Source organism: Pedobacter montanisoli (assembly GCF_022809115.1).
Lineage (GTDB): Bacteria > Bacteroidota > Bacteroidia > Sphingobacteriales > Sphingobacteriaceae > Pedobacter > Pedobacter montanisoli.
The window spans coordinates 602689-629543 of the sequence record NZ_JALGBH010000002.1 but is presented as its reverse complement, the minus strand read 5'-3'; the positions used below and the strand labels follow the sequence as shown (position 1 = coordinate 629543).

The following is a 26855-nucleotide window of genomic DNA, read 5'->3' as shown; positions in this document are numbered from 1 at the left end:
AACAGAAAATTAAACCTTAATTAGCTTTAACAAATTGGGCTGCCACCCAATTGTTTAAGTTCTTATGATCAACATAAGCAAGTCCTAACTTTTCGGCTGCTTGTCTGATCATATCCAGGTCTGTTTCTTCGTAAAAACCACTAAAGAATATTAAACCATTTTTTGCCAATACATTTACATAGGCATCCATTTGATCTAATAAAATATTTCTGTTGATATTGGCTAAAATAATATCATATGTATGTTGAGGAATAGCTTCTTTACTTCCGCAAAGCGAAGTTAAATTAGCTACCTCATTTAATGCTGCATTTTCGATAGCACTTTGATAACAAACATCATCATAATCTATGGCAGTGATATGTTTAGCCCCTCTTTTTGCAGCTAAAATTCCCAAAATACCTGTTCCCGCTCCCATATCTAGAACATCCTTACCTGTAAAGTCGGTTTCCAATATGTATTGCATCATCATGGTTGTAGTTTGGTGATGACCTGTACCAAAAGCCATTTTAGGATCTACTACAATTTCATATTTGTACTGGGCTTGCGCCTCATGAAAGGTTGCACGTACATAGCATTCATCTGTTATGATTAAGGGGCTAAAGTTTTTTTCCCATTCTTCATTCCAGTTCTGCGAAACTACCTGTTCAACTTGATAAGTAGCCCTAACCTCATTCTCGCTAATTACTTCAACTAATTGCTCTTCTTTAAAGAGGTCATCTGCAATAAAAGCATCGAAACCTGCTGAAGTATCTTCAAAGCTATCAAATCCTATATCAGCTAAATCGGCCATTAGCAAATCTTTCTGATATTCCTCTATATCCTTAAATGTAAAACTAACTTTGGTATAATTCATTAGGCATTAAATGTTTTAACAATATCTACAAAATCGCGTGATTTTAACGATGCTCCACCAATCAGGCCTCCATCTATATCTTTCTGCGCAAATAGTTCTTCTGCATTTTTAGGATTACAGCTTCCTCCATATAAAATAGAGGTATCATCTGCAATATTAAAACCATATTTCACATCTACTTTATTTCTGATAAAAGCATGGATATCTTGCGCTTGCTCTGGCGTTGCTGTTAAGCCCGTTCCAATTGCCCAAACAGGTTCATAAGCTAAAATAACATGAGCAAATTGCTCTGGCGAAAGATGGAACAAACCTTCTTCGAGTTGTTTTTCTATCACATGGAAATAACTGCCATTTTCACGCTCATCCAAAGTTTCTCCTATACAAAATATAGGTTTAAGGTTATGTTTAAGCGCTATATTGGTTTTTTCTGCCAAAACTGCATTGCTTTCTGCAAAATACTGACGACGCTCTGAATGTCCGATAATGACATACTCAGCTCCGGTTGAACTGATCATTTTTGCAGAGATTTCGCCGGTATAGGCTCCGCTCTCGTTCTGATGACAGTTTTGTGCACCTATTTTTACCACACCTGATGAAAGTTGCACTAAGCTGTTTATATGTATAAACGGTGAGCATATTACGGCAATCTGATCGCCTTTTCGCTCATCTCTTACCATATTTATAATTTCTGAAAATAGCGATATCCCCTCTTGATAGTCTAAATTCATTTTCCAGTTACCTGCAACAATATTCTTTCTCATAATCTAAAAACGTCTGTACGGTTGTGTAATATCAAAAATGTGTGTTAATATATTTATCTCTGTTTCGTCTAAAACGATATTTCTTCTTTCAAATACCAATTTGGCTGTTTCGAGCATTTTATGAATGGTATAGATGTCAAAACCATGCGCTCCCCCCCATGCAAAATCAGGGATAAAATTACGTGGAAAACCCGGCCCGAAAACATTAGCGCTCACGCCCACTACAGTACCTGTATTAAACATGGTATTGATGGCACATTTGGCATGATCGGCCATAATCAATCCGCAAAACTGCAAGCCTGTTTTTCTGAAGCTTTCTACCGTATAATCCCATAAACGAACTTCAGCGTAATTATTTTTCAGGTTAGAGTTATTGCTGTCTGCACCAATGTTGCACCACTGCCCCAAAACCGCATTACCCAGATAACCATCATGCCCTTTAGAAGAGTAGCCCCAGATTACGGCATTGTTAATCTCACCTCCCACACGGCTAAAAGGCCCTATAGTTGTTTTTCCATAAATCTTGGCTCCCATTTTCACCTGCGAATCATGGCATAAAGCAAATGACCCTCGGATATGGCACCCTTCCCACACTTCACTCTTTTTACCTAAATAAATAGGTCCTTGTAAAGTGTTAAAAGTAGAACACTCGGCAATGGCTCCCTCTTCTGCAAAAAACTGATCGCCTAAAATTGTATTTGTACTACTTATAGCAGCAGAAGTTCTACCACTAGTAAGCAAGTTAAAATCATTTGTCAGTTCTTTATCGTTAAAGCCAAATATATGCTCTGGGTATTCTATTTTTAGGAAGTTATTTTCTACAGTTACAGGAGTTAGCTTTTCTGCAACCAATTGATAAGCAACATTTTCTTTGCATCTATACGCAATAACACATTGCTTATGCAAAAGATATTCGCTTTCTTTAAGATTGGTAATTTTATCTACGAGATAACTATTTGGGCAAACCGAACCATTGATAAAAAGCTCAGCCTCTATTGATGCGTATTTGACACTTAGATAAGGCTGTGTACAATAGCCATAAGAGCTGGCATTAAGATGTTTAGACCACTTTTCGGCAATGGTCAAAATACCTATCCTCAGGTCGGCAACCGGCCGCGTAAAAGTAAGAGGCCTTAACCGTTCCCAAGATTGATCATCAAAAAAATTGATTTTCATAGGTTACAAAAATAAAAAAAGTCTCGAGAGTATATACACCCGAGACTTTAAATATCTATCAATTAATAGCTGACTATTTTTTTGCGTAACGATTTTTGAATTTATCAATACGTCCGGCAGTGTCAACCAATTTCATTTTACCAGTGTAAAAAGGGTGAGAAGTATGAGAAATCTCTAATTTGTATAATGGATATTCATTTCCATCTTCCCATTTAATTGTTTCTTTAGTTTCTACACAAGATTTAGTTAAAAAAGCGTAGTCATTAGACATATCTTTAAAAACAACAAATCTGTAGCTTGATGGATGCAAATCTTTTTTCATTTTAATTCTGTGTTTAATATTTATTTATTGAAACCCCAAAAACATTTAATTGCAATTTGCTGGCAATAATATTGATGATCAGTTTCTAATTAGCAATTTGTTTTTCTCTATCTTCCTTTTTAGAGGTTGCAAATATCCTAATTATTTTTTTTAGAAACAAGTGTGTTCAGAATAATTTTTGAATAAATCCCGTTTTATGTACAGCAAAACAGAAATAGTAAAGCTAATTCATAAAATCGACTATCTTTGCCGTACTAACCAATTTTATTTAAAGTAATTTAAAACTATGAAAGATGTAGTAATTGTTTCGGCTACCCGCACACCTATTGGTAGCTTTGGTGGTTCTCTTTCCGCATTCTCGGCTACCCAGTTAGGTGCCATTGTCATAAAATCAGCTATAGAAAAAGCCGGTATCAAACCTGCTGATGTACAGGAAGTTTATATGGGAAACGTATTGTCGGCAAATCTTGGTCAGGCTCCTGCTACGCAAGCCGTTAAATTTGCTGGTCTTCCTGATATTCCTGCTACAACCATTAACAAAGTTTGTGCATCGGGCACTAAAGCTATTATGTTAGCTGCACAAGCTATTGCCCTTGGCGATAAAGATATTATTGTTGCAGGTGGTATGGAAAGCATGAGCAATGTTCCTTATTATTTAGATAAAGCCCGTAATGGTTACCGTTTAGGCCATGGACAAATTACAGACGGTTTGGTAAAAGATGGTTTGTGGGATGTTTATAATGATTACCATATGGGTTCTGCTGCTGAACTTTGTGCAGAAACCTGTCACTTTAGCCGTGAAGAGCAAGATAATTATGCAATACAATCTTACCAAAGAGCGCAGAAAGCACAACAGGAAGGCAAGTTTACGAGCGAAATTACACCAGTTGAGCTTAAAAATAAAAAAGGAGAAATAACCTTATTTGAAAATGATGAGGAACCTGCAGCAGTTAAATTTGACAAGATCCTTGGTTTAAAACCGGTATTTAAAAAAGATGGTACGGTTACTGCCGCAAATGCATCGTCTTTAAATGACGGAGCTGCAGCTTTGGTATTGATGAGTGCAGATAAAGCAAAAGAATTGGGCTTAAAGCCATTGGCTAAAATCTTATCGTATGCAGATGCACAACAAGCACCAGAATGGTTCACTACTGCTCCTGCTAAAGCCATTCCCTTAGCTTTACATAAAGCAAATGTTGACATTAAAGATGTAGATTATTTCGAGATCAATGAGGCTTTCTCTGTGGTATCTTTAGCCAACAATAAAGAATTAAACTTAAGCAGCGATAACGTAAACATCAACGGCGGTGCAGTAGCAATTGGTCATCCGCTTGGTGCATCAGGTGCCCGTATTGTGGTTACTCTTTTAGCTGTTTTACAACAAAACAATGGAAAGATTGGTGTTGCCGGTATCTGTAACGGTGGTGGTGGCGCAAGTGCAATAGTTGTAGAAAATCTGCATTAAGGAGTTTTACAAGCTAAACTATGCTTAAGAATTTTGTAAGGCTTTTATGTTTAACCGGATTGATTTTGGTTTGGGGATCTTTTGCAAAGGCCCAGAGCCAGCTTACACCCGGCAATTTAGCCTTGCTAAATAAATTACAGATTAGTCTGGCAGATATCAGCGATTCTACCTTTAACATTGAAAATGATGAAGGAAAAATCGCTCAGAATACACATTTTGTGAAAGAATTGGTAAAGGCCTTAAAAACGCCTCATTCTTATGCTTTTAATTTCGATTCATTAAAAAACATCAGCATCTTAAAAGCACCCAATAATTCTTTCAAGATTTTTACCTGGTCTTTAGCACTCAGCAACGGAACTTATAAATTTTACGGAACTATTCAATTGCCCACAAAAGATGGGCAATTGAAACTTGTTCCACTAAACGATGCCACATCACAGATTTCTGATCCGGATGCAATTACAAACGCCAAAAACTGGTACGGCGCACGTTACTATGAAATCATGCCTGTAAGCAGTTATAATAATCAGCCTTCTTATTTTATTTTATTAGGATGGAAAGGCTATACAAATAAGACAACTCAGAAAGTAATTGAAGTGTTGACCTTAGACAAAGACGAAGCCATTTTTGGCAAAAAAATATTTGAAACTGCCGTTAACAGCAACACACTCAAGAACCGGGTTATTTTTGAATACAGCAGCAAAAACAGTATGACACTTACCTATAACCGGTCTGTAAGCATGATTGTTTTTGACCATTTGGCTCCTTATGAGCCTTCTATGAAAGATCAGTTTGAATACTATGTATCTGATTCAAGTTTTGATGGTTATATAATCAATTATAACCGTTTCAAACTCAAAGAAAACATTACATTAAAAAACGACCCATCTGTACAGGATGAGCATTATAAACCACCTGTTAAAGCCACTACCCTCTTAAAAAAAGCTAATTAAATAGCTATAAATAACAAAACTCTCCTTACATTCAACTATATTGCGAGCTTTACTTTTTTAACACACACTAAAACTAAATTTATATCTGATTAAAATTATGCAAGTTACTACTGCAGAAAGCAACAATGATCTTTTTAAAGACAAAGTTATAGGCCACCCTGCGGGGCTTTTTGTGCTGTTCTTTACCGAAATGTGGGAACGTTTCTCGTATTATGGAATGCGGGCACTATTGGTTCTTTTCTTAACATCTTCTATAACGGGTATGAATCCGGGTTGGGGCTGGCCAAGAGAAACCGCTTTGGCTATTTATGGTTCATATACCTCATTAGCTTACCTTACACCTATTCTGGGTGGTTACATTGCCGATAAAATCATCGGTTACAGAGCTGCCGTTATTGTAGGTGCCTCATTAATGACCTTAGGCCACCTTTCTATGGCTATGGAATTTGATCCTATTTTTATGTATCTGGGATTAGGCCTTTTGGTTTTGGGTAATGGTTTCTTTAAACCTAACATGACTTCCATCCTTTCGCATATGTATAAAAAACATCCTGAGAAAAAAGATGGCGCTTATACCATTTTCTATATGGGTGTAAATTCAGGCGCTTTCTTAGGTATGCTTTTATGTGGTTATATAGGCGAAAGTCCTGATTGGGGTTGGAGTTACGGTTTTGGTTTAGCAGGTATATTTATGTTTATAGGTATGCTTCAGTTCTATTTTACCAGAAATATTTTTGGCAATATAGGGGTTAAGCCTGAGAAAAATGAGGTAGTAGTTGAAGAAAACGAATCACCTGAAGAAGCTAAAAGAAATCCATTCTCAAAATTTGATATTTCTATTATTGCGATCATTTCTGTTGTAGGGCTTTTATGGACCATCAACGATCCACTTTCTAAGATCACCTCAGTTAACTTTTTCAATTTTGAAGTTGCAGGATTAACGGGCAGTAACTTTGCCATTTTAGCAGCACTGGTACTTTTTGTGTTTATTCTGATTAAAAGAATTAGCCAATACACACCTGTTTTACGCGATAAAATGATTGCGGTAATTATATTGGCTTTCATTACCATCTTCTTCTGGGCATCTTTTGAGCAAGCAGGTGGATCTATGACCATCTTTGCCAAAGATTATACGGCTAGGGTTTTAGAAGGAAACCAGAAACTATTGTTCAACATTGCCAATACTTTAATTACAGTAACTCCGCTCTTAATTATTTCATTTGTACTGATCAAATTATTCTCTAAAACATTTAAGCGTTTTGCTTTAGGTAACGTGATTTTAGCTACAGGATTTTTAATTATATGGGGCCTTGTAATTTATATGTTGAGCGCTCAATATAAAGATGTTAAAGCAGAGGTTCCAGCTACTTGGTTCGGTATAATGAACTCTTTGTTTATTATATCATTGGCTCCGCTTGTATCTAAATTATGGGAAAGCAAATATTCTCCTTTTGCTACTATAAAGAACGGTATTGGAATGATCTTATTGGGTATAGGTTTTGCCGCTTTAGCTTATGGTTCACTTTCTATCCCTTCGGGTGCAAAAACTGCTTCTGTAAGTATGATATGGCTGATTCTAGCTTATCTTTTTCATACTTTGGGAGAATTGTTCATTTCTCCTGTAGGTCTATCTTATGTAAGTAAACTCGTACCGGGACGTATGATTGCCATCATGTTTGGTATTTGGTACCTGGCTATTGCCATCGGAAATAAAATTGCAGGAAAAATGGGCGGAATGATCGATGAGATCACAGCACAATATTCTATGAAAACCTTCTTCCTGATTTTTACACTGGTACCGTTTGCATTAGGTGTATTTATTATGTTACTAACACCTGTGCTAAAAAAATTAATGCACGGTGTAAGGTAACACCAACTTATAAAGCCTTTGAATTATCAAAGGCTTTTTTTATTTTCAAAACGTCAACTAATAATATTCAACTAAACTAAAAATAAACGTGTCAGATAATTTAAATCAGCAAGATCAGGAATTGGATCTTTATTTAGAGCGGTCGGGTATTGAACAAGCTAAGCTTATTCAGCATCCAGTGGGCCTTTTTGTATTGTTTTTCACCGAAATGTGGGAACGCTTTAGTTACTACGGCATGCGTGCTTTACTTACGCTGTTTTTGGTAAGTGAAATCAGTAAAGGTGGTTGGGGCTGGACACGTCCTGAGGCGCTTAACCTGTATTCTTGGTACACTGGTCTTGTTTACCTTACCCCTATTTTAGGTGGTTATATTGCTGATAGGCTTACTGGTTATCGTAAAGCCATTATTTTAGGGGCATTGATCATGACTTTGGGTCATGCATCTATGGCTTTAGAAGGTGTTAATTCTAACTTTTTCTATCTAGGTCTATTTTTAATGATCACAGGTAATGGTTTATTCAAACCGAATATTTCATCAATGGTGGGTCAGTTATATCCTGCTTCTGGCGAAAAAAAGAAAGATGCTGCATACACCATTTTTTATATGGGTATTAACTCAGGTGCCTTTTTAGGCATTTTAATGTGTGGATATGTAGGTGAGAAAATAGGATGGCACTGGGGCTTTGGTTTAGCAGGTATTTTTATGTTCTTTGGTATGTTGCAATTCTATTTTGGCCAAAAAATCTTTGGTAAAATAGGTATCAATGTAATCAAGAATAACAACAAAGAAGCGGCCAGCGATGGTGAATTGCCAAGCAAAGTAGTTAACCAACGTATGTGGGTTATTGGGGTACTGTCTATTTTTACCATTTTCTTTTGGATGGTATTTGAGCAGGCCGGAGGTTCTATGACCATCTTTGCCAAAGATTACACCTTACGTAACCTTACAGGTTCTACAGCTACTTTATTTAAATGGTCTGATGCATTGTTAACCATATTTCCACTTATAGCTGTTACAGTGGTTTTACTGGGCTTAGGCAAGAAAATATTTAGCAAATACCCTGCAACCATTATTTTCACAGGACTGAGTTTTTTCATTATATGGATTTTAGCCATCTGGAAGATCCAAAAAGAATTTAATGCCGTAAATACAGAAGTTCCTGCCTCGTGGTTTGGTATTTTGAACTCGTTCTTTATTGTTGCCCTTGCTCCCGTTTTCTCTAAATTATGGGAAACCAAGATCAATCCAAGCGGACCGGTTAAGTTTGCCTTCGGTTTAATCTTTGTTGGTTTAGGCTTTGCCGGACTGGCTTATGGCGGCATGAACATTCCTAAAGGTGCAACCACTGCCGAAGTAAGCATGTTCTGGTTAATATTTGCTTATTTGTTCCACACCATTGGAGAGCTTTGTGTTTCTCCTGTAGGTTTATCTTATGTAAGTAAACTGGCTCCTGCCAAATTTGTAGGCTTAATGTTTGGCTTCTGGTTTACCTGTACAGCTATAGGTAACTGGCTGGCTGGCAAAACAGGTGGTTTAATCGATTACATTAGTTCTACTTATTCTATTTCGATTTTCTTCCTGATCTTTACGTTTATTCCTGTGGTAGCCGGATTGATACTTTTCTTGCTTAACCCGTTATTGCGTAAATGGATGCATGGCATACATTAATAGATTTTAACATCATTTAACTAAAGCCTCGAATATTTGTTTGGGGCTTTTAGTTTTTAATAGCTAATTTCGTCGGTTAGAAATATAAATACATCCCGTGTCAAACAGCCTTGTAATCATCCCTACTTATAACGAGAAAGAAAACATTGAACGCATCATCAGGAAAGTTTTTTCCTTAAATGCCGATATAGATGTGCTGATCATTGATGATGGTTCTCCGGATGGTACAGCTACCATTGTACAAGACTTGCAAAAAGAATTTACAGGTTTACAATTAGAACAGCGCAGCGGAAAATTGGGTTTAGGTACTGCTTACATTCATGGCTTTAAATGGGCACTCAGTCACAATTATGAATATATTTTTGAAATGGATGCCGATTTTTCTCACAATCCTGATGATCTGGTGAGATTGAGAGAAGCCTGTATAAACGGTGCAGATGTAGCTATAGGTTCAAGGTATGTAAAAGGCGTTAATGTGGTAAACTGGCCTATGGGCAGGGTATTGATGTCTTATTTCGCTTCAATGTATGTAAGATTTATTACAGGCATACAAATACAAGATGCTACTGCCGGTTTTAAATGTTACAGAAGGATTGTTTTGGAAACTATACCTTTAGATAAGATTAAGTTTGTAGGCTACGCTTTCCAGATTGAAATGAAATTTACAGCCATTAAGTATGGTTTTAATGTAGTTGAAGTTCCCATTATCTTTACCGATCGTACAGAAGGCACCTCAAAAATGAGCACAAAAATTTTCAGGGAAGCTTTTCTGGGTGTTATACAAATGAAAATAAACAGCTGGTTCAGGTCTTATAAAAGATAAGTACAAATTGCTGATGAAAAAGGCAGAAGATTTTCTGATTAAAAAATTAGAAGAACGTAAACAATCTCACAACTTACGCTGCTTATCTGTTTCTAATCCCAACCTTATTGACTTTTGTTCAAATGATTATTTAGGCTTCGCCAAATCATCTTTGTTAAAAGATAAAATCGAAGCCCTTGAGCAACAAAAAGGAATAGCTGAAAATGGTTCTGGTGGCTCCAGGTTATTAACCGGAAACAGAAAATTTACCGAAGAAACAGAAAATTTCATTGCCCGTTTTCATGAAACTGAAAGTGCGCTGATATTTAATTCGGGTTACGATGCCAATCTAGGGCTGCTCTCCTCTTTGGGTCAACGTGGCGATACCATTATTTATGATGAACTTACACATGCCAGTCTAATTGATGGTGCCAGGTTAAGTTTTGCCGACAGGCTAAAATTTAAGCATAACAATATTCATGATCTTGAATTAAAGCTACAAAAAGCAAAAGGTACAATCTATGTGGTAATAGAAAGCATATATTCTATGGATGGCGATATGGCTCCTTTAGAGAGTATTTATGAAACCTGCGAAAAATACGGTGCCCATCTCATTGTTGACGAGGCCCACGCTATTGGTGTTTTTGGAGATTATGGCAGAGGTTTGGTTCATCAAAATGGATTAAACGATAAAATATTTGCCTGCGTAGTTACTTTTGGTAAGGCTTTGGGATGTCATGGAGCTGCTGTTTTAGGTAGTCTTAACCTGAGAAATTACCTTATTAATTTTGCCCGTTCTTTTATCTATACTACCGCAATGCCTTTGCATGGTATTATGAGTATAAGAGCCGCTTATGCTCTACTCACAGAACAAAATTACCAGCAAAACCTGTATCAAAACATCGCTTTATATAGAAAACTGACTTCTACACTTAAAGGGTCTTGTATAGATAGTTTAAGTGCAATACAAACCATTATTTTAGGTAGCGCAGAAAAAGCTAGAGGTATGGCTCTTTATCTGCAAGAAGCAGGCTATGATGTCAGGGCCATCTTAAGTCCTACTGTATCTAAAGGTACAGAACGATTAAGAATTTGCCTACATAGCTTCAACACACCTGAAGCCATTGAAGGGCTTATTTCAAAACTAAAATCACATGAATAATAAATATTTTGTTACCGGAATTGGAACCGGAATAGGTAAAACCGTAGCCAGTGCCGTATTGGTAGAAAAATTAAATGCCGATTACTGGAAACCCATCCAATCTGGAGATTTAGACCAAAGCGATAGCTTAACTATTGAAAGCTTGATCAGTAATAGCCAAACTGTTATCCATCCTGAAACATACCGCCTTAGCCAACCCTTATCCCCTCATCTTTCAGCTAAATTAGATGAAATAGAAATTACTTTAGATCAGTTTTCTTTACCCGAAACAACGCGTTCTTTAATTGTTGAAGGTGCCGGTGGATTGATGGTACCCTTAAATGACAAAGATCTTATCTTAGATCTGATTACCCATCTTAACTTAGAAACCATTGTGGTAAGCAGTAATTATTTGGGCAGCATCAATCACACCCTGCTTACCATAAATACGCTTAAACAGCATGGCATAAAGATTAAAGGCATTCTTTTTTGTGGGGAAGAGAATGCGGAAAGTCAAAGTTATATCTTGAATTATACAAACCTTCCTTTTCTCGGACGTATTCCGCAACTGAAAAATCTTGACAAAAGCGGCATAAAGGAAGCTGCTCAGCATATAAACCTTGCTTAAAAACAGCTAATTTTAAATTTAAGCAACTATAAACCAATCACTAAAAGAAAATGTTATATTTTTTCTTGCATGTATTTTTAATAAATTCTATATTTGCACCTCGTTAATCAAAAACGATGATTCCGTAGCTCAGCTGGTAGAGCATTACACTTTTAATGTAGTGGTCCTGGGTTCGAATCCCAGCGGGATCACAAAAGCCTCAACAAAAGTTGAGGCTTTTTCTATTAAAAGGTATCTGAAGTTCTGAAGATAATAAGTAATTATAAACTTACCTATTCATTTTCTATAGTAGACCATTTATCATCTCCTTCATCTTCTCATTTCCGGGAAAGGCCGTAAACTTATTAATGAGTACACCTTCTTTGTTGTATAACAGATATGAAGGAATGGCTTCGAAACCAAAATGATTCATAATGTGCCCCCATTGAGAGTCTTTCAGATAATAATGTTCACTGCCTATGCCTTTAATTTTTTCTTCCCATAACTTTTTAGGTGAGGATACATTTGTTAGATATACAAATGTGACATTCTTATTCTTAAACTCGTTTTTTGTGCTCCTGAATTGTTCCATTGCATTTAGACAAGGCACGCACCAAGTGGCCCAAAGGTCAATCAAAACAACCTTGTTCTTATACTTAGAAAGAATTGTTTCAATAACTTTATCATCTGAAACAGATGAGATTTCATTGATTACAACAGGTAGTTTGAACTCGCCTAATTCAGCAATCTTTTGATTTTTTCGTAATAGTATTTTGGCGATCTCTCCATTTTTCCAATATTTTTCAATATTCTCTTTTTGCTTGTCGGTTAATGGTCTTACTTCTTCATTTAGTTGTCTGGCATAAGCATTAGCGGCTAAAATATCATAATAGGGTCCATTATTGAAACCAACCAAGTCCGATAAGATAGCTTTTACCTTTGCCAACCAGGAAGAAATCTCACTTTCTCCAATTTCAGGGAGATCCAATACTTCATTTTGGAGAATTCTGCTTTGAAATTCCAAAAACGTAGGACATTGCAAATATTGCGGGTCATTGAGCTTGAAATCTTTCAGGAAACCAAAATATGATCTATCAATTTTTTGGATATCAGGCTGCTTACTTTCATTAGGGTTAATGTTCCGATAATTTATCCTCATCGCCTCTGCATAATCAAAGGGAGATCCTCTATATGCAAATAATTTGAAATCTTTAGATAACATTTTTTTAAATTCTTCAGATAACAATGTATCATTATCTACAACTGCTAATCTTTCTGATAATACTTCTTTAAAATAATTCAGATAATACACTGTACTTTTATTGTACAAAGGTTCTGGTGCCCTGCTTGGTTGATATCTTAACATTTTATCCAGAACCTCAAAGCCTAGAGTAACATCATTTTTATTCGTGGCAGGTATTAACTCAATGTTGTGGATTTCATCATTCAAATTATAGACTATATTAATGTTCGTAACTCCACCACTTGTTAATTTAACAAAAAGGGGTCTCTCCTCATCAAAGCTTGTTTTTAAGATAATTAGCGAAATTTGTGTTTCAACATCAATATCGATAGAGAATTTTCCATATTGATCAACAAGCGTTTTGTATCTAGCTTTTTCTCCCGAAATAGGTTGTGGAGCAATAATATCTACATAAATATTGTTCTTATTGGCATTTCCAAGACTTGTTATGCTTCCTGTTATTTTGGCTGTACCTGCTTTTATAAGAATAGGAACATCTATTAACTTATCAGTTGTTGACTTAAACGATAACAAGAACAAAAGGCAAAAAGATGCAGCAAAGATGTAAGGATATTTTTTAAGCATAGAAATCTTAATTTTAGTTAGCGGAATATTTAGGTCATTACTATTTTCAACATTTAAAAGCTGTTTCCCAAATATGTGAAATTTTTGCACATATAATTCACTTTTCCTTATACTAGCAATAATCCGTTAAGGAGATTAATACTTCTAATCATTTGCTTTCTGATGCAACATTCTTAAAAAATACTTGTCTTTTCATGGTACATATATTCCGAGAATCATAACTATTAACCAAACATGAAGAAAATCATTGTTCTTATCTTCTTTACATTAATTGCTCATTTTGGCTTCGCTCAAAGCTTATCAAAAGCCGATTTTATAGAAGATCTGGAGTTTCTCAAAAAAACTTTACCTATTAAGCATACAAATCTTTTTGCAAAAATCACGCAGGCAAATTTTAAAACCAAGGTAGATGCCGTTATAAGTAAAGCCGGTGCTTTAGATTATGAAACCTTTACTACCGAACTTTTTAAACTTATGGTAAGTATTGGAGATGAACATACCTTTGTTGAACCAAAATTCACTAAAATTCTTCCTATTCAATTTGAACTTTTTAAGGAAGGACTTTTCGTAACAGGTATAGATGAAGCCAATTCGGATCTTCTGCAAGCCAAACTAATCGCTATCAACAACCAAAGCACCGCTAATGTAATCTCTTTATTCAAAGAAATTATTCAAAGCGAAAATCAGTCTTACTTTGATGACCATCTCCTTCATTACATTAATAATCCTGCTTTTTTAAAAGGTTTAGGTATTATTAATTCTGACGATGAAGCCGAATTTACCTTGATTGATAAAAACAATAAACAGGTAAAAATTAAATTAGCAGCCATTAAGGGCAATGATATTACCGACATAAAATTAGCTTTTGCTCAAGTTAACCTGCTATCTAAAAAAGAAAAAGGAAACTATTGGTTCAACTATGATCCTGATAGGAAAGTACTTTATTTCAATTACAATAAATGTCAGGAAGAACAGGATGTTCCTTTCTCAAAATTTAATGATGAACTGTTCGCTTTTATAACCCAACATAAGCCAGAAAAAATCATACTTGACCTACGCTACAATAATGGGGGAAACTCAGGTGTTTTAACTCCATTTATAGAAAAAATCAAGGATAGTTACTTTAACCAGAAGGGAAAATTCTTTGTGTTAATTGGCAAAAAAACATTCTCCTCAGCGGTAATGAATGCGGTTGATTTAAAAAGAAACACAAATGCCTTTTTTATTGGCGAACCTACCAGTGGCAATATCAATCATTATGGAGAAGTAAGGGGATTTAGTTTACCAAAAACTAAAATAGTAATCGCTTACTCTACCAGATATTGGGAAACCTGGAAAGGTAAAAAGGGGCCACTAAAACCTGATGTTGATGTGAAGTATTCGATTAAAAACTTCATAGAAGGAAAAGATGAAGCTCTGATGCAGGTATATAAAAATAAAAGTACCCTATAACAGATCTATGCCTTTCACCAAACCCTATTGATATTAAAGATTTTTTGCATCTTTAAGCATAAAACTTGGAAAAACAGCCTTAAACTAAAGAATGCAAGAAACAGAAGTATTTTATCCAAAAAGCCCGGAAGCGTGGCGTGAATGGTTAGCAGAGAACCATTTTTTAAAAAAAGATGTATGGGTTGTTTTTTATGTTAAATCATCAGAAAAACCATCCATTACCTGGAGCGATGCGGTAGATACAGCGCTTTGTTTCGGCTGGATAGATAGTAAGAGAGTAAAAATAGACGAAGAATCTTCACATCAGTTTTTCAGTAAACGAAAAGCCCAGAGCACTTGGTCAAAAATTAATAAAGAAAAAATTCAGCGCCTTATAGACAATGGATTGATGGCACAGGCAGGTTTAGATAGTATTGAAATTGCCAAACAAAATGGTTCATGGACAATTCTGGATGAAGTTGAACAATTGATTATCCCGAACGATTTGGAAGAAGCATTCAACAAGCATGAGGGTTCAAAAGATTATTTTCTAAGTTTAAGTAAGACTATCAAAAAAATGATGCTACAATGGCTTGTGCTAGCCAAACGGCCTGAAACCCGACAGAAGCGTATAGATGAAATTGCCGAACTTGCAGGACAAAGAAAAAAGCCCAAACAGTTTTAAGCAAAAAGAACAAAGTTTCTTTTATTTGTCTGTTTCTCTTCAATAATTATTGCATTGAAAATGACACGAACCATAAACTCAAAGCATTTTTACCTTATAACCAAGATCAAGTTTGGCAAGCCTTAACAGATTCTAAGCTTTTAGGCAGTTGGTTTATGGAGAACAACATTGAACCCACACAAGGGCATTATTTTACGTTCAGGATGAAGCCTCAAAAAGGTTGGGATGGAATAACGCATTGTAAAATCATTGCCATTGAACCACAAAAATACATTTCTTATACCTATCGTGGCGAAGCTACAGGCGAAAAAGCACTTGCTTGTGCAGGTATCCATTCTGATAAGGCAGATCAATTAACGAAAGGAATTTTTGCTCAATTAGATACCATTTTAAGCTTTACATTAGAACCAACTTGTGGCGGAACCATCCTATATCTGGAACACTCAGGTTATAAGGGATTAAAACTTGCCATTATTAGTTTGATTATGCAAATGGGATGGAAAAAGCAATTGAAGAAAAAGTTACCCAAGGCTTTAGAAAAAACTTTAGGCTAGAAATTTTGAATAATGGGTAGCTTGTACTTTATCGCAAAATATGAGAAACCAGTTCATTCTTTAAATCTGCTACCCTTTCTTGCCCGGTACTGTCATTTACCAAAATGATAATTGCGGTTTGATGATCAGGATAAAGATAACATAACGAAGAAAAACCAAATCCGTCTCTACCTGTATGCATGATAAAAGGTAAGCCATTGTCTTCTTTACCTAACATCCAGCTTAGGCCCATATACGTGCCATCTGGTTTTGTGAAGGTAATTTTATGGCTCAGGTTAATTGCAGCATTTTTTCTGCTCAGGTTAGCACTGGCATATTTAAGCATATCAGCTGGTGTAGAAAACATAGAAGGTGCTGCCCTGAAACCATTATCTGGAATAAAAGTTATGGCTTTACCATTTTCATCATAACCTGCTAAAAGTCGTTTCTCTTCATTTGCGGTTAACCGGGTTTTGGTATCTGCTATTCCAATTTGTTTTTTCAGAAATGAAGTAACCAACTGCTCATAAGGCATATGATAAACGCGTTGTAAAATAGCGATCAGTACCATCATTGCGTTTCCATTATATCGGTATTTGGTTCCTGGAATGGTATCGAGCGTAAAATGGTGCATATCTTTAAACAAGCTATCGGCTGTATAAACGCTATAAAACGCTCTGAATGCTTTAGGTTCCAATTTAGAAATACTATCCAGGTATTTATCGCTGTAATCTCTAGACATGGCAGGTAAGGCCGAAGTATGATTTGCCAGATCTACTAATCTTACCGGATGTCCCTTATATTGTAAATTTGGATAGTTACCCGGCAAATATTTTCTGATATCATCACTTAACTTTACTTTCTTTTCAACAACCGCCTGCGCAAGCATAATACCGGCAAAAGTTTTTGCTACAGAGCCTAAACCAAAATAAGTATTGTTCTGAATTAAATTACCCTCGCCACGATGAAAACTATACTGATGTTGTACTCCGTCTTTAACTATTCCTATAGACAGATCAACTGTTGCAGGAGCATGCAGATAATGCTCAGCTGCCCGCTGAACCAAACTATCGAGAGGTGTTCTTAAAGGATTATTACTCTTAATTACTGATTTGGATCCTGACTGTTGTGCGTTGCAATACTGCGCTAGAATGATAAATACGGCAAAGATCTTAAAACAAATTGACTTCATATACATAACCATTTAAGGCTTAGCACAATACTACATAAAAGCATTTTTTTTTCAAAGTAAATTATCTTTTGCAATTGCAATAAAGTTGTGCTAGTCTGGCTTAAATTCAAAAAACAATAGTTGACTTTATCAACTATTGTTTTTATTCTGTAATGATTAATCCCAACTCTAATTAAAATGGCAAAATCAAGTGTAACGATTGTATTCAAAGTAAACAAATCAATTTGACATTCATACAAAGTCACCCTAAACGATTACGTCAGCCTGAACTCGTTTCAGGGTCTATATTTATCAATTTTCGTACATTCGACAAGCTCAATGTGACAGATAAATTATTCTTTAATTTCCAGCTTTTATCTGCATCATTCCTTCTTTATAAGTTGTGATCTTGAATTCAGGAAAATGGTTTTTGAACTTTGAAACATCAAAAATATTGTTGTGCGCATATCTTGGCAAAAGTTCTTGCAGTTCTTTTGCCCGTTTGCTGAAAAGAGCCCCAATCTTAAATACAAACCTTGGAACAACTGTATAATCCAATTCCTTTCCATAAACTTCTGATGCCAGTTTGATAAACTGCTGATAGGTCAATCTGTTCTCATCTATAGGCAAATGCCATGTTTGCCCGTAAGCATCTGGTGTATTGCCAATCAAGGCGGTTGCCCTGCTGGCATCAGGTGTCCAGATCAAGCTTCTCAATTTACGATCGCTTAGAGGAACTTTTAACTTTTTGTTTGCTTTGATAGCATCAAAAATAAAGGTATTGGTAATGCTTTGGGTTTTACCTGGTCCGTAAAACTCTGGTGCACGGCAGATTACAGCTTCAACTTCTCCTCTTTCCATTGCCTGCAACAGCATATTTATAATTTTTCTTCTTACCTCTCCTTTTCTTCCTACTGGAGCAAAAGCACTTTTTTCTGTCAATACTGCATCATCTTGAGGATACATGTACGTATTGTCGAAAAACACCAGTTTAGCACCATGCTTTTTACAGGCTGCTATTACATTTTGCATAATCAACGGAAATTGCTCTTCCCACATCTTGCTATCCATCGGAAGACCTAAAGTAAAGTAAGCAATAGCACTGCCTTTTACCGCTTCATTTGCTTGCTTGCTGTCCAACAAATTGGCGGTGAACAAGGTATCCGTATCATTTACTTTTTTTGGATTTCGGCTTACCAACCTAATATCTGAGGTGTAATTTCGTTTGAGTTCTTTGGCCAGTTCTTCTGCTATTTGTCCGTTAGCACCTAATATTGTTTGCATTTCTTGAGCTTATTTATGATTTCTTTTGAGTTCTTCTATAACCACCTTTGCCATTTCTTTTGAACTGAAAGGGTTTTGTCCGGTAATGAGGTTACCGTCTGTTACCACTTTTGAGGTCATTGGGATAAAGGCTTTTTTATAATCAGCACCTCTTTCTTTTAAGGCTGCCTCTAAATTAAAAGGTACTTTCTTTTTACGCCTTGCCAAACTTTCTTCAAACCAGTTAAAGCCTGTTAAGGTTTTACCTTTGATCAGGTATTCTCCATTTGATAGCTTAACATTTAACAAGCCGCCCACGCCATGACAAATGGCCGCAACGATTTGATGTTTCTCATAATGATTTTTGATGATATCTTGCAACAGGGTATTATTCGGAAAATCATACATAGTACCGTGCCCTCCAGCTAAATAAACTCCATCAAATTCTTGCTCTTCCACTTCTTGCAAGCTCTTGGTATGTCTCAGCAAATTCCTAAAATTGGCATCATCCCAATAATCTTTGGAAATCTTGTCTAATACTAAAGGTTTCAAACTTTCGGGATCTATGGGTATATCTCCTCCATTTGGACTTGCAATGGTAATATCGTAGCTCTTTTCTTTGGCACTATGGTAAATATGTGTAAGCTCGCTCAGCCATAATCCTGTTTCCAGGTCATTACTCTCGTATTTATTTACACTGGTTACTACAATCAATAGCTTTAGCATATCCTGTTAACACTTTTGTAGGTATAAAGTTCTGTTGTTTGGGTATAAGTATCGAATTAATCTAAGAAATTTGCAATATAATCTACAGAAAGTGCTCTATTATAGAACAAAAGCTCTATAAATGCAGTTTATAGAGTAAAATATCTATATTTAAGGGTTATTTCTAAACGAACCGTAATTAAATTCCTATTTGGCAAACTGAGGAACAAAAAAACGATCCCAATTGTAAACCCTGGCAACACTGTTACAAATTTCGAGCATTAATTCCTGACTATTGCTATTGGTCATAACCACCACTCCGTAACCTTTATCGAGGCTGCCATAAGATGCGCAAGTGAAACCTTCGTTACCTCCGTTATGGTTAAAATAATATGCTCCGTTTTTATACCGGTGAAATACGCCCAGCGCCACTTTGCTTTTATCATAATCAACCACAGGCTTAAACCGTTCTTCCATATATTTCTTAGACAGAACTTTTGCCGATTTGCCTTGTAGCGCCAATTGGCATTCTATCATATATTTAGCAAGGTCTGTTGGTGTAGTCCACAAGCCGGCCGCAGCATACTCCGGATACAAATGGTATTTTCCTTTTACCTTTTTTCCATCGGCATAGTAGCCTGATGCAATATTCAAGGTATCGTTCTTTACAGTATATCGACTATGGGCCATTTGCAAAGGCTCAAAAACTTCTCTTTTCATAAAATCCTCATATTTTTCGCCAGCAGTTTCAATAAGAATGAGTTGAGAGATTACAGAGCCCCCACCAGAGTAATCAAATGCAATTCCCGGCTCTTTTATAGCACGGACGGCTTTTGAATTTGCCGGATAAGTTCCGTTTAAGACCTGTACAATATCTGGTATTGTGGCAGTTCTTTCATAACCTGCAAAACCCGAAACGCCTAATCCGCCTGAGTGGCTTAACAAATTTCTTGATGTGATGATCTTGTTTTTAGAAACACTATCATAAGGAAATTTCCAGCTTTTGAGATAATGATTGATATCCTGATCTAGGTCTATCTTTCCAAGCTGTACCAACTTCATAAATCCTAAGCTGTTGATAGATTTACTAATAGAAGCTGCCTGAAATAAGGTGTTGACATCAGCCTTTCTGTTTTCTTCTTCGTCCGCATAACCATAAGCTTTTACCCATTCTATCTTATAATTATTGATTACAGCAATGCTTACTCCTTTTACATTAAGCTGTTTCATCCTATCAAGAATATTGTTGTTGGGAACCTGATCACTACCTTTAATAACCGATGGGCTGAGGGAGTTTTCTACTTTTTCAATTTTAACTTTAATATCGTTGCCAGGCTTTTGAGCGTACAATAAATTTGAAGACAGCACAAAAAGTAAAGCCAGAATGCCTTGTATAGCTTTCATTGTCAATACATTGATTAAATTATTTTCGTTTTACAATTTAATCATTTAGTTCGAAACCACGTATTAAATTACCTAATCTCGCAATCCTTCCGGTCTTAAAATTCACGTAAAAAAACATCTTATAGAATAAATACTCTATAATTTGCATTTATAGAACAAACACTCTATATTTATATAACATTTGAGGCACAAGTTGATGAAAACACAAGCTGTAATGACAGGAGATATCATTAATTTCACCAAATTATCTCCCTCCAAAAGAAAAAACCTGATCAGAGAAACTGAAGTATTGCTCAAAACCTGGATCAAAGAAAAGGAAAATGCAGAGATATTTAGAGGTGACAGCTATCAGGTATTGTTTAATGATGCGTTAGAGGCTATAACCAAAAGCATACAACTTATTTGCTGGTTCAAAAAGCACTCAGACGAAAAAAATAAAGTATCTCTAAGCACAAGAATTTCAATAGGTATCGGAGAAGTTTCTTATCGGGGTAAAAATGTACTCAACTCTGATGGTGAAGCGTTTCATCTTTCTGGTAGGCATTTCGATACCCTAAAAGATGACCAGTTTTTAGCTATTCACACCAACAATATTGCCAAGAATAACGGAATTGAGATTATCCTTAACTTCATTAATAAATACATAGGTAACTGGACAATTGCACAGGCAGAAGTTATTTTCCTGTTGCTTGAAGGTAAAACCCAACAAGAGATTGCAGAAACACTTTCTCTCTCTCAGCCCTCGGTTAACAGCAGATTAAAATCTGCCGGATGGAAAGAATTTGAACCTGCCATAAAATATATTGCCAACTTAGTACAATAACATAATGGAACTAAATTTACTACTGAGATTACTCGTTGCACACCTGCTCACCGATTTTATATTGCAACCCAAAAGTTGGGTAACCGACCGTGAAGAAAAAAGAGGTAAATCTTCAAAGCTTTATCTCCATGTGTTCATTACCACGCTTGTAGCTTATATCTTATCTGGGTTATACAATAACTGGGTTATTCCTGTAGTTATTTTTAGTTCGCACTTATTGATAGATTACCTCAAATCAAAGGCCGACAAGAACAAATTCAGTTATTTTATAGCAGACCAGATGGCTCATTTACTGGTAATTGTAATACTTTGGCTATCTATAGAAAATAAGTGGACTGAAATATGTCCATTTATAGAAACCGTTACCAGAAACAACAGATTCTGGATCATAACAGCCGGATATACGTTTGTAAGTTTTCCATTAGGTATCATCATTGGAAAAGCAACACAGAAATGGCGAGATCAGATCAGCAGAGAAAAAAGGCAAGTAGCGATAGCCCATCTGGAAAATCAGGAGGCAGAAAAATCAGATGAGGAGCTTAGGGAAGAAATTTCTATCATTACCAAAAGCAACGAAGAGCAGGACGTTGGATTAGCCAATGCAGGTAAATGGATCGGCATCTGTGAAAGAGTGCTCATTCTAACCTTTGTACTCATGCAACAATATTCTGCCATAGGCTTTTTAATGACAGCCAAATCAATTTTAAGATTTAGCGAAAAAGAAACCAATACCCAGTTAAAAACCGAATATATTTTAGTGGGAACCTTGGTTAGTTTTGCTACTTCTGCAATGATTGGGGTAATTATGAAGATGGCAATGGGCTAAAGAGATTCGTTGCAATAATAACTATCTATTCATACGGCTATACTATTTTCTTTTTGCTCCCATTCTTCAATCAATATAGATTTTACTGCTGTATAGATGTAATCTTTGGCTTCGGCAAAAGAAATGGCATATTTACGTTGGATCTGCTGTACATTTTCAGGAAAAGGAGTCAGTAACTTATCATAATATTTATCTAAAACCGTATCATTTGGCATTTCAAACTGAATGCTCAATTGAAATCTCCTCAATAAAGCCACATCAATAATTTCGGGATGATTGGTAGCACAGATCAGTAAAGCATTAGCTGGAAAATAATCGATCAGCTGAATAATGGTATTAACCAATCTTCGCATCTCTCCTACATCTTTATCTTCACTTCCTCTGGCCTTACCAATCTGATCAAATTCATCTAAAAATAAAACCGACTGTTCTTTTGCAGCCTTATCAAATACTTGTTTAATATTTTGCGATGTTTCGCCAATGCGAGAGCAGATTACGTTACTGAGATTGAGCACCAATATTTTTTTACCCAGTTTATGGGCAATAGCCTTAGCGGTCATGGTTTTACCGCAGCCTGAGTTCCCTTCCAATAAAATCTTATTATTTACAGGTAATCCATAATGCGTAAGCTCATTTACATATTTATATTCTTTGATCAGTTGCGTAATACTCAGTTGATTTTCCTTGTGCAGAAAAACATCCTCTAAAGCTACTGTTTCTTTGTCATTGATGATCAGGTCAAAAACATTCATTCTTTTAGGTCTTTAAATGCAGCAAAAATATCTATAAATAAGTGCTATCCCAAAGATTTGATTTGTAAGGTTTGCTCTTACATAGCCTAGCCAAGTTTCTCAATTGTTAATTTCAGTTTTAGCTCGTCTGTCCAGGGTAAACCCATACAAAGGCGCATTCAATTTTGAAATTGATCTTGTAAAGTAAACATTCTGTATTAACAGTTACCTTGGGCGTTATTTTATGTGTGGCTGCTACAAGAAAGTTTTGGAAGTGATTTAAAACAAAGCCTCTTTACGTTAAAGAGGCTTTAATGTTTCTATGATTTTCTCTAACTATTCTTTGTTACAGTTAGAATAGAATTCTGAACATTGAAATTAAACTTAAGAATAGTAAGCAAATAATCTTTGTTATAGTTACCGTTTGCACCAGCACTTACCGAAGTCTGGTAATTTACAGGGCCTCCAACATTACCACCTCCTGTTACCGTTGGAATAAAAGAACCTGGTGCGCCATACATAACCATTTTAGTATCATAAGTTTTTAATCCATAGGCTCCATATAAAATTCTGGCAGAATTTGATCTTGCTCTCACTTCAAAAACAAAATCTTTTATATTGGGATATTGGTTAACGATTTTTAAAATGTTGAACTGAAATCGCCATTTTAAAGAACTGCCATTATTTATATAATCAGAAGCCAGTATAAGGGCGTCATTTGGAGTAGCATTTGCGGGTATAAAATTATTACCTGTATAAGCCAATACCTGACCATTATTGACATCAGGATTAGCAATTAAAGCCCCTATATTTAAAGTGCTTACGTCAAAAATATCAACTACCAATACAGCAGGATATTTTTTGGTTGTATTTAATATGGTTAAGTTTTTAGTTCCGGATACATTGTACACTGAAGCTGTAACTACTGCGTTTTTATCTTCAAAACTCGTTACATCATTATACGTCGTTAATAAATTAGAATCAAATGTCCCTCCTGTATTGATGCTAAAAACTGCTTTATCTGTAACTTTTACAATCTCCTGATTCCCAAAATGAAGATAAGCTTCATACGTGGCAACATCTCCTTCATTCACAGTATCCGGGCCTTCAACCACTAATAAATCAGGCATTACATTTGTATAAAAATCAAATTCTTTAAGGCCAGACCATCCCTGATTGTTTAAAACCCTTACTCCTATAAAATGTTTACCAGTCAAAGCTTTCGCAGTAACCTGAATTGATCCCTCCTCTATCATTAAAACATTATCCAGATACCATTCATAAGCGAGAATATCATTTTGATCTGAAGGATTATCAAATTCTAAGGTAAAGCTAAAAGTATCCTCAGGCAGAAATCTGTTCCCGCTAATGTTAAATGGAGGTCCTAAAAAACATGTTGACATTGGCGTATATATTTAGTGAAATGAATGGTGATGTACATTATGCATTTTTTGTTTTGATGAGTTTTAATCCTGTAATTAAAATTGTCCAATTATATAGTACATATTGCTTCCATCACCAGCAGCTTGAACTGTGACACACTTATAAACCCCACTACTGGTAGTAGGCCCAACTATAATTGTTCCATTATCTTCAAATTGCCCACCTACTCCATCTACAGAAACTAATACGCTTGCTGTTCCGATAGCCTTGAGAATGAAAATTCTACCTTTTATATTCCTCGCATCAGGAAGAGTCATAGTACCAGCATTACCACTTCCATCAATTAAAATAGTATGATCTATCTTACCATCTACATCATAATGAAAGTTGTTGGTAGCATAGTTAACTTTTTTAATAGGCCTAGAAAAGTTGAGCACGTTTGCATCGGCAATATCTACATTACCCCCTGAAACACTAAGGTTCTGGCCTTCAATATAACTGCCATAAATATCATCTAACACACTCAACATATTTGTAGTGATGCTGGGGAATGTATTGCTATCCCCTGTAAATGTATTGTCTCCAGCTAAATTAGCTTTACCACTTATATCAATAGGGCCTGGTATATCAGATTTGACAGCTAATAAATCTCCATTAACGTTAGGAATAGAAGTAAAAGTAATATTGGCAGAATCTCTATTAACAGTAAAGGAAGTAATAAAATCTCCATTTGATCTGACCGTTCTGAATAACGTACTTCCATTACTTGCTTCTGTTGCAATTCTAAACGCCATTGCTCCAGCAGTATCTGTTATTCCATATCCATTTTTAGAATAGAGATAATAAGTATATACATTTGCATTAAAGGCTGCAGTTCCACTAAAGACATTATTAGCATACAAATCAGCATACCTACTTAGATTAGGAATATCAGCTAGTAAAGCAATAGTCCCATTTTTTCTTTGCAATTTCTGATCATATGTATCATCCGGATCGCCGTCTCCTGGCTGAAATGTTGTATTGGTAATTTTAACAGCCTCAACCTGAAATGATTCAAATACCTTATTGCCATTAATATATTCATCTCCGGTTTTATGCACTACATTAGCATCCGCTGCTTTACTATTATTTAATTGTTCCAAAGCATCAGTTATATAATTTCCAGAGATGCTGGATTGATTAAGAATCTGATCTGAGGTGTAATCTCCGGCAACAGCTACCACATTTCCTATCCTTCCAAATACAGAAATAACAGTATCTGAATTTGAGATTTTCTCCCAAGCCGTCCCATTAGATAAAATCCAATCGCCCACATTATAGCTAATGCTATTGTAAACGCCTGCTGTTTGTGTAATATAGAAATGCCCTTTATTTTGTGCAGAAACAGCAGGGATTGCAGGTGTATTTGTAGAAGCATTCCATTGCGACTGAAATTGCAAAGCACCTAAAATAGCATCAGGTAGCTGTGAAACTGGCACTTTTCCTGCATTATCTAATGTAGCCAGTCCTAATGCTTGTCCTTTTTGATTGAGTACTTCGTCTAATTTAATTTTTACCAGTTTCGATGTAGGGATAGAAGTATCTGTTTCTGTTAAACCCAATGCATCTACATCTAACATCTCTTGAGATCCATCTGCTTTTTTTGCATATAACTGAGTTTTAGCAGTTGAAGTAGTTATTTTATCTAGTTTACCCGATATATTTGGAATTTGAGATGTTAATGCTAGTTTTCCTGATTCATCAGGAAGTTCTGCATAAATATCTCTTGATCCATAAGCAGGTATTATTTTGGCACTAATATAATCATCTGCTAAACCATCCCAAGAACTTACTCCAAATTCAATACTCTGATAAGCTACACGAGTAAAGTAGCCATCTCCATTGGTAACTTGGATTTGCGGATTAAATGCATCCCTAATATCTAAAGTTATAGTACCGTAAGCATTTGGCAAAGGATCGTATTGGGTTAGTATTAAGCTACCCGTCATGTTATCTCCTTCTTTTGAAACACTTTGATCAGGTTGGTGGATTAAATTTTTTAAATCTTTAAACGGAGTTACGCCATCCGCTATTTTCATCTGTATTGGTACAATCTTTCCATTTACCTCTTCTGTAGCGATAAGCATCATATGTACGGGTTGTCCGTTAGTACCAAATACCTGCTCAGGATCAAAATTAACTAGCGGCCTAATGATAAACGGTCTTTTGGAATTTCCTTCTTCTGGCAGCTCTTTCAAAAAATCCTGAACTACGAAATCAGAATCATTAATAAGATCAGAAGTTTTTTTAGGTATTTCCTGTTCAAAATAATCCCGCAGCTTTTTAATCAGCTCACGAAGTTTTATTCCTTGTGTTTTGTTTTTAGTCGCCACATAGTCGCCTGAAGATTTGATGACCTCGTCAATATACTCATCTAAAATTGGTGGAATTTGTGCCATATGAATTATTTTAAA

At 35.8% G+C, this 26855-nt stretch carries 24 protein-coding genes and 1 tRNA gene; 13 read left to right on the top strand and 12 right to left on the bottom strand.

Annotated elements, in window-relative coordinates:
- Positions 1–16: 16 nt before the first annotated feature.
- The 4 genes from prmA to MMF97_RS10495 form a co-directional block, all read right to left on the bottom strand.
- The gene (gene prmA, locus MMF97_RS10510; protein WP_243362220.1) at positions 17–853 is read right to left on the bottom strand and encodes a 50S ribosomal protein L11 methyltransferase; all 837 of its coding nucleotides are present in this window, start codon (positions 851–853) and stop codon (positions 17–19) included.
- Positions 853–1614, bottom strand: coding sequence for a triose-phosphate isomerase (tpiA, locus tag MMF97_RS10505; RefSeq protein WP_243362219.1), 762 nt, complete (start codon positions 1612–1614; stop codon positions 853–855). Before tpiA ends, prmA begins: the two co-directional genes overlap by 1 nt.
- A 3-nt stretch (positions 1615–1617) precedes the next feature.
- Positions 1618–2790: a putative sugar nucleotidyl transferase gene (locus tag MMF97_RS10500; protein WP_243362218.1), complete on the bottom strand. Its 1173-nt coding sequence runs from the start codon at positions 2788–2790 to the stop codon at positions 1618–1620.
- A gap of 73 nt (positions 2791–2863) precedes the next feature.
- On the bottom strand, positions 2864–3112 hold the full coding sequence (locus tag MMF97_RS10495; protein ID WP_138721706.1) for a type B 50S ribosomal protein L31: 249 nt from the start codon (positions 3110–3112) through the stop codon (positions 2864–2866).
- A gap of 286 nt (positions 3113–3398) precedes the next feature.
- On the opposite strand from MMF97_RS10495, the gene MMF97_RS10490 reads away from it, so the two are divergent.
- From MMF97_RS10490 to MMF97_RS10455, 8 genes are all read left to right on the top strand, one after another.
- Positions 3399–4577 (top strand): acetyl-CoA C-acyltransferase, encoded by a 1179-nt coding sequence (locus MMF97_RS10490; RefSeq protein WP_243362217.1) that lies wholly within the window; start codon positions 3399–3401, stop codon positions 4575–4577.
- Between the two features lie 20 nt (positions 4578–4597).
- On the top strand, positions 4598–5530 hold the full coding sequence (locus MMF97_RS10485; RefSeq protein WP_243362216.1) for a hypothetical protein: 933 nt from the start codon (positions 4598–4600) through the stop codon (positions 5528–5530).
- A 97-nt stretch (positions 5531–5627) separates the two neighbouring features.
- A complete protein-coding gene (locus tag MMF97_RS10480) occupies positions 5628–7400 on the top strand; it encodes a peptide MFS transporter (protein WP_243362215.1) in 1773 nt (590 codons plus the stop codon).
- Between the two features lie 88 nt (positions 7401–7488).
- Positions 7489–9069 (top strand): peptide MFS transporter, encoded by a 1581-nt coding sequence (locus MMF97_RS10475; RefSeq protein WP_243362214.1) that lies wholly within the window; start codon positions 7489–7491, stop codon positions 9067–9069.
- Between the two features lie 97 nt (positions 9070–9166).
- Positions 9167–9892 (top strand): polyprenol monophosphomannose synthase, encoded by a 726-nt coding sequence (locus MMF97_RS10470; RefSeq protein ID WP_243362213.1) that lies wholly within the window; start codon positions 9167–9169, stop codon positions 9890–9892.
- A 13-nt stretch (positions 9893–9905) separates the two neighbouring features.
- Positions 9906–11033, top strand: coding sequence for an aminotransferase class I/II-fold pyridoxal phosphate-dependent enzyme (locus tag MMF97_RS10465; protein WP_243362212.1), 1128 nt, complete (start codon positions 9906–9908; stop codon positions 11031–11033).
- Positions 11026–11640, top strand: coding sequence for a dethiobiotin synthase (bioD, locus tag MMF97_RS10460; RefSeq protein WP_243362211.1), 615 nt, complete (start codon positions 11026–11028; stop codon positions 11638–11640). Before MMF97_RS10465 ends, bioD begins: the two co-directional genes overlap by 8 nt.
- A 118-nt stretch (positions 11641–11758) precedes the next feature.
- Positions 11759–11831, top strand: a tRNA-Lys gene (locus tag MMF97_RS10455).
- A 92-nt stretch (positions 11832–11923) separates the two neighbouring features.
- Here the strand turns inward: MMF97_RS10455 and MMF97_RS10450 are convergent.
- Positions 11924–13447 (bottom strand): TlpA family protein disulfide reductase, encoded by a 1524-nt coding sequence (locus tag MMF97_RS10450; RefSeq protein ID WP_243362210.1) that lies wholly within the window; start codon positions 13445–13447, stop codon positions 11924–11926.
- 234 nt (positions 13448–13681) lie between these two features.
- Between MMF97_RS10450 and MMF97_RS10445 the strand changes: the two genes are divergently transcribed.
- The 3 genes from MMF97_RS10445 to MMF97_RS10435 all read left to right on the top strand — a co-directional run bounded on the left by MMF97_RS10445 (position 13682) and on the right by MMF97_RS10435 (position 16117).
- A complete protein-coding gene (locus MMF97_RS10445) occupies positions 13682–14899 on the top strand; it encodes a S41 family peptidase (protein ID WP_243362209.1) in 1218 nt (405 codons plus the stop codon).
- A gap of 91 nt (positions 14900–14990) precedes the next feature.
- Positions 14991–15563 carry a YdeI/OmpD-associated family protein gene (locus MMF97_RS10440; RefSeq protein ID WP_243362207.1) on the top strand — a complete coding sequence of 191 codons (573 nt, stop codon included), beginning with the start codon at positions 14991–14993 and terminating at the stop codon, positions 15561–15563.
- Positions 15564–15718: 155 nt separating this feature from the next.
- Positions 15719–16117 carry an SRPBCC family protein gene (locus MMF97_RS10435; RefSeq protein ID WP_243362206.1) on the top strand — a complete coding sequence of 133 codons (399 nt, stop codon included), beginning with the start codon at positions 15719–15721 and terminating at the stop codon, positions 16115–16117.
- Between the two features lie 28 nt (positions 16118–16145).
- Here MMF97_RS10435 and MMF97_RS10430 read toward each other — a convergent pair whose 3' ends face one another.
- The 4 genes from MMF97_RS10430 to MMF97_RS10415 form a co-directional block, all read right to left on the bottom strand.
- Entirely contained in the window at positions 16146–17288 is a 1143-nt protein-coding gene (locus MMF97_RS10430; protein WP_243362205.1) for a serine hydrolase domain-containing protein, read from the bottom strand.
- Between the two features lie 339 nt (positions 17289–17627).
- Entirely contained in the window at positions 17628–18551 is a 924-nt protein-coding gene (locus tag MMF97_RS10425) for an NAD-dependent epimerase/dehydratase family protein (RefSeq protein WP_243362204.1), read from the bottom strand.
- A gap of 9 nt (positions 18552–18560) precedes the next feature.
- The gene (locus tag MMF97_RS10420) at positions 18561–19256 is read right to left on the bottom strand and encodes a type 1 glutamine amidotransferase domain-containing protein (RefSeq protein WP_243362203.1); all 696 of its coding nucleotides are present in this window, start codon (positions 19254–19256) and stop codon (positions 18561–18563) included.
- A 186-nt stretch (positions 19257–19442) separates the two neighbouring features.
- The gene (locus tag MMF97_RS10415; protein ID WP_243362202.1) at positions 19443–20639 is read right to left on the bottom strand and encodes a serine hydrolase domain-containing protein; all 1197 of its coding nucleotides are present in this window, start codon (positions 20637–20639) and stop codon (positions 19443–19445) included.
- A gap of 196 nt (positions 20640–20835) precedes the next feature.
- Between MMF97_RS10415 and MMF97_RS10410 the strand changes: the two genes are divergently transcribed.
- Both MMF97_RS10410 and MMF97_RS10405 read left to right on the top strand, forming a co-directional pair.
- Positions 20836–21462 (top strand): SatD family protein, encoded by a 627-nt coding sequence (locus tag MMF97_RS10410; protein WP_243362201.1) that lies wholly within the window; start codon positions 20836–20838, stop codon positions 21460–21462.
- A 4-nt stretch (positions 21463–21466) separates the two neighbouring features.
- The gene (locus MMF97_RS10405) at positions 21467–22288 is read left to right on the top strand and encodes a DUF3307 domain-containing protein (protein ID WP_243362200.1); all 822 of its coding nucleotides are present in this window, start codon (positions 21467–21469) and stop codon (positions 22286–22288) included.
- 29 nt (positions 22289–22317) lie between these two features.
- Here MMF97_RS10405 and MMF97_RS10400 read toward each other — a convergent pair whose 3' ends face one another.
- The 3 genes from MMF97_RS10400 to MMF97_RS10390 all read right to left on the bottom strand — a co-directional run bounded on the left by MMF97_RS10400 (position 22318) and on the right by MMF97_RS10390 (position 26840).
- Positions 22318–23040: an AAA family ATPase gene (locus MMF97_RS10400; RefSeq protein WP_243362199.1), complete on the bottom strand. Its 723-nt coding sequence runs from the start codon at positions 23038–23040 to the stop codon at positions 22318–22320.
- A 311-nt stretch (positions 23041–23351) separates the two neighbouring features.
- Positions 23352–24422, bottom strand: a complete 1071-nt coding sequence (locus tag MMF97_RS10395) for a hypothetical protein (RefSeq protein WP_243362197.1) — start codon at positions 24420–24422, stop codon at positions 23352–23354.
- A 75-nt stretch (positions 24423–24497) separates the two neighbouring features.
- Positions 24498–26840, bottom strand: a complete 2343-nt coding sequence (locus MMF97_RS10390) for an autotransporter outer membrane beta-barrel domain-containing protein (protein ID WP_243362195.1) — start codon at positions 26838–26840, stop codon at positions 24498–24500.
- Positions 26841–26855 lie beyond the last annotated feature (15 nt).

Coding starts and splice junctions, on each gene's coding strand:
- MMF97_RS10420 (WP_243362203.1), bottom strand. CDS start 19,256: ATGCTAAAGCTATTGATTGTAGTAACCAGTGTAAATAAATACGAGAGT.
- MMF97_RS10450 (WP_243362210.1), bottom strand. CDS start 13,447: ATGCTTAAAAAATATCCTTACATCTTTGCTGCATCTTTTTGCCTTTTG.
- MMF97_RS10495 (WP_138721706.1), bottom strand. CDS start 3,112: ATGAAAAAAGATTTGCATCCATCAAGCTACAGATTTGTTGTTTTTAAA.
- MMF97_RS10405 (WP_243362200.1), top strand. CDS start 21,467: ATGGAACTAAATTTACTACTGAGATTACTCGTTGCACACCTGCTCACC.
- MMF97_RS10390 (WP_243362195.1), bottom strand. CDS start 26,840: ATGGCACAAATTCCACCAATTTTAGATGAGTATATTGACGAGGTCATC.
- MMF97_RS10440 (WP_243362207.1), top strand. CDS start 14,991: ATGCAAGAAACAGAAGTATTTTATCCAAAAAGCCCGGAAGCGTGGCGT.
- MMF97_RS10465 (WP_243362212.1), top strand. CDS start 9,906: ATGAAAAAGGCAGAAGATTTTCTGATTAAAAAATTAGAAGAACGTAAA.
- MMF97_RS10435 (WP_243362206.1), top strand. CDS start 15,719: ATGGAGAACAACATTGAACCCACACAAGGGCATTATTTTACGTTCAGG.
- MMF97_RS10430 (WP_243362205.1), bottom strand. CDS start 17,288: ATGAAGTCAATTTGTTTTAAGATCTTTGCCGTATTTATCATTCTAGCG.
- bioD (WP_243362211.1), top strand. CDS start 11,026: ATGAATAATAAATATTTTGTTACCGGAATTGGAACCGGAATAGGTAAA.
- MMF97_RS10425 (WP_243362204.1), bottom strand. CDS start 18,551: ATGCAAACAATATTAGGTGCTAACGGACAAATAGCAGAAGAACTGGCC.
- MMF97_RS10485 (WP_243362216.1), top strand. CDS start 4,598: ATGCTTAAGAATTTTGTAAGGCTTTTATGTTTAACCGGATTGATTTTG.
- MMF97_RS10445 (WP_243362209.1), top strand. CDS start 13,682: ATGAAGAAAATCATTGTTCTTATCTTCTTTACATTAATTGCTCATTTT.
- MMF97_RS10480 (WP_243362215.1), top strand. CDS start 5,628: ATGCAAGTTACTACTGCAGAAAGCAACAATGATCTTTTTAAAGACAAA.
- MMF97_RS10395 (WP_243362197.1), bottom strand. CDS start 24,422: ATGTCAACATGTTTTTTAGGACCTCCATTTAACATTAGCGGGAACAGA.
- tpiA (WP_243362219.1), bottom strand. CDS start 1,614: ATGAGAAAGAATATTGTTGCAGGTAACTGGAAAATGAATTTAGACTAT.
- MMF97_RS10415 (WP_243362202.1), bottom strand. CDS start 20,639: ATGAAAGCTATACAAGGCATTCTGGCTTTACTTTTTGTGCTGTCTTCA.
- MMF97_RS10400 (WP_243362199.1), bottom strand. CDS start 23,040: ATGAATGTTTTTGACCTGATCATCAATGACAAAGAAACAGTAGCTTTA.
- MMF97_RS10490 (WP_243362217.1), top strand. CDS start 3,399: ATGAAAGATGTAGTAATTGTTTCGGCTACCCGCACACCTATTGGTAGC.
- MMF97_RS10410 (WP_243362201.1), top strand. CDS start 20,836: ATGAAAACACAAGCTGTAATGACAGGAGATATCATTAATTTCACCAAA.
- prmA (WP_243362220.1), bottom strand. CDS start 853: ATGAATTATACCAAAGTTAGTTTTACATTTAAGGATATAGAGGAATAT.
- MMF97_RS10500 (WP_243362218.1), bottom strand. CDS start 2,790: ATGAAAATCAATTTTTTTGATGATCAATCTTGGGAACGGTTAAGGCCT.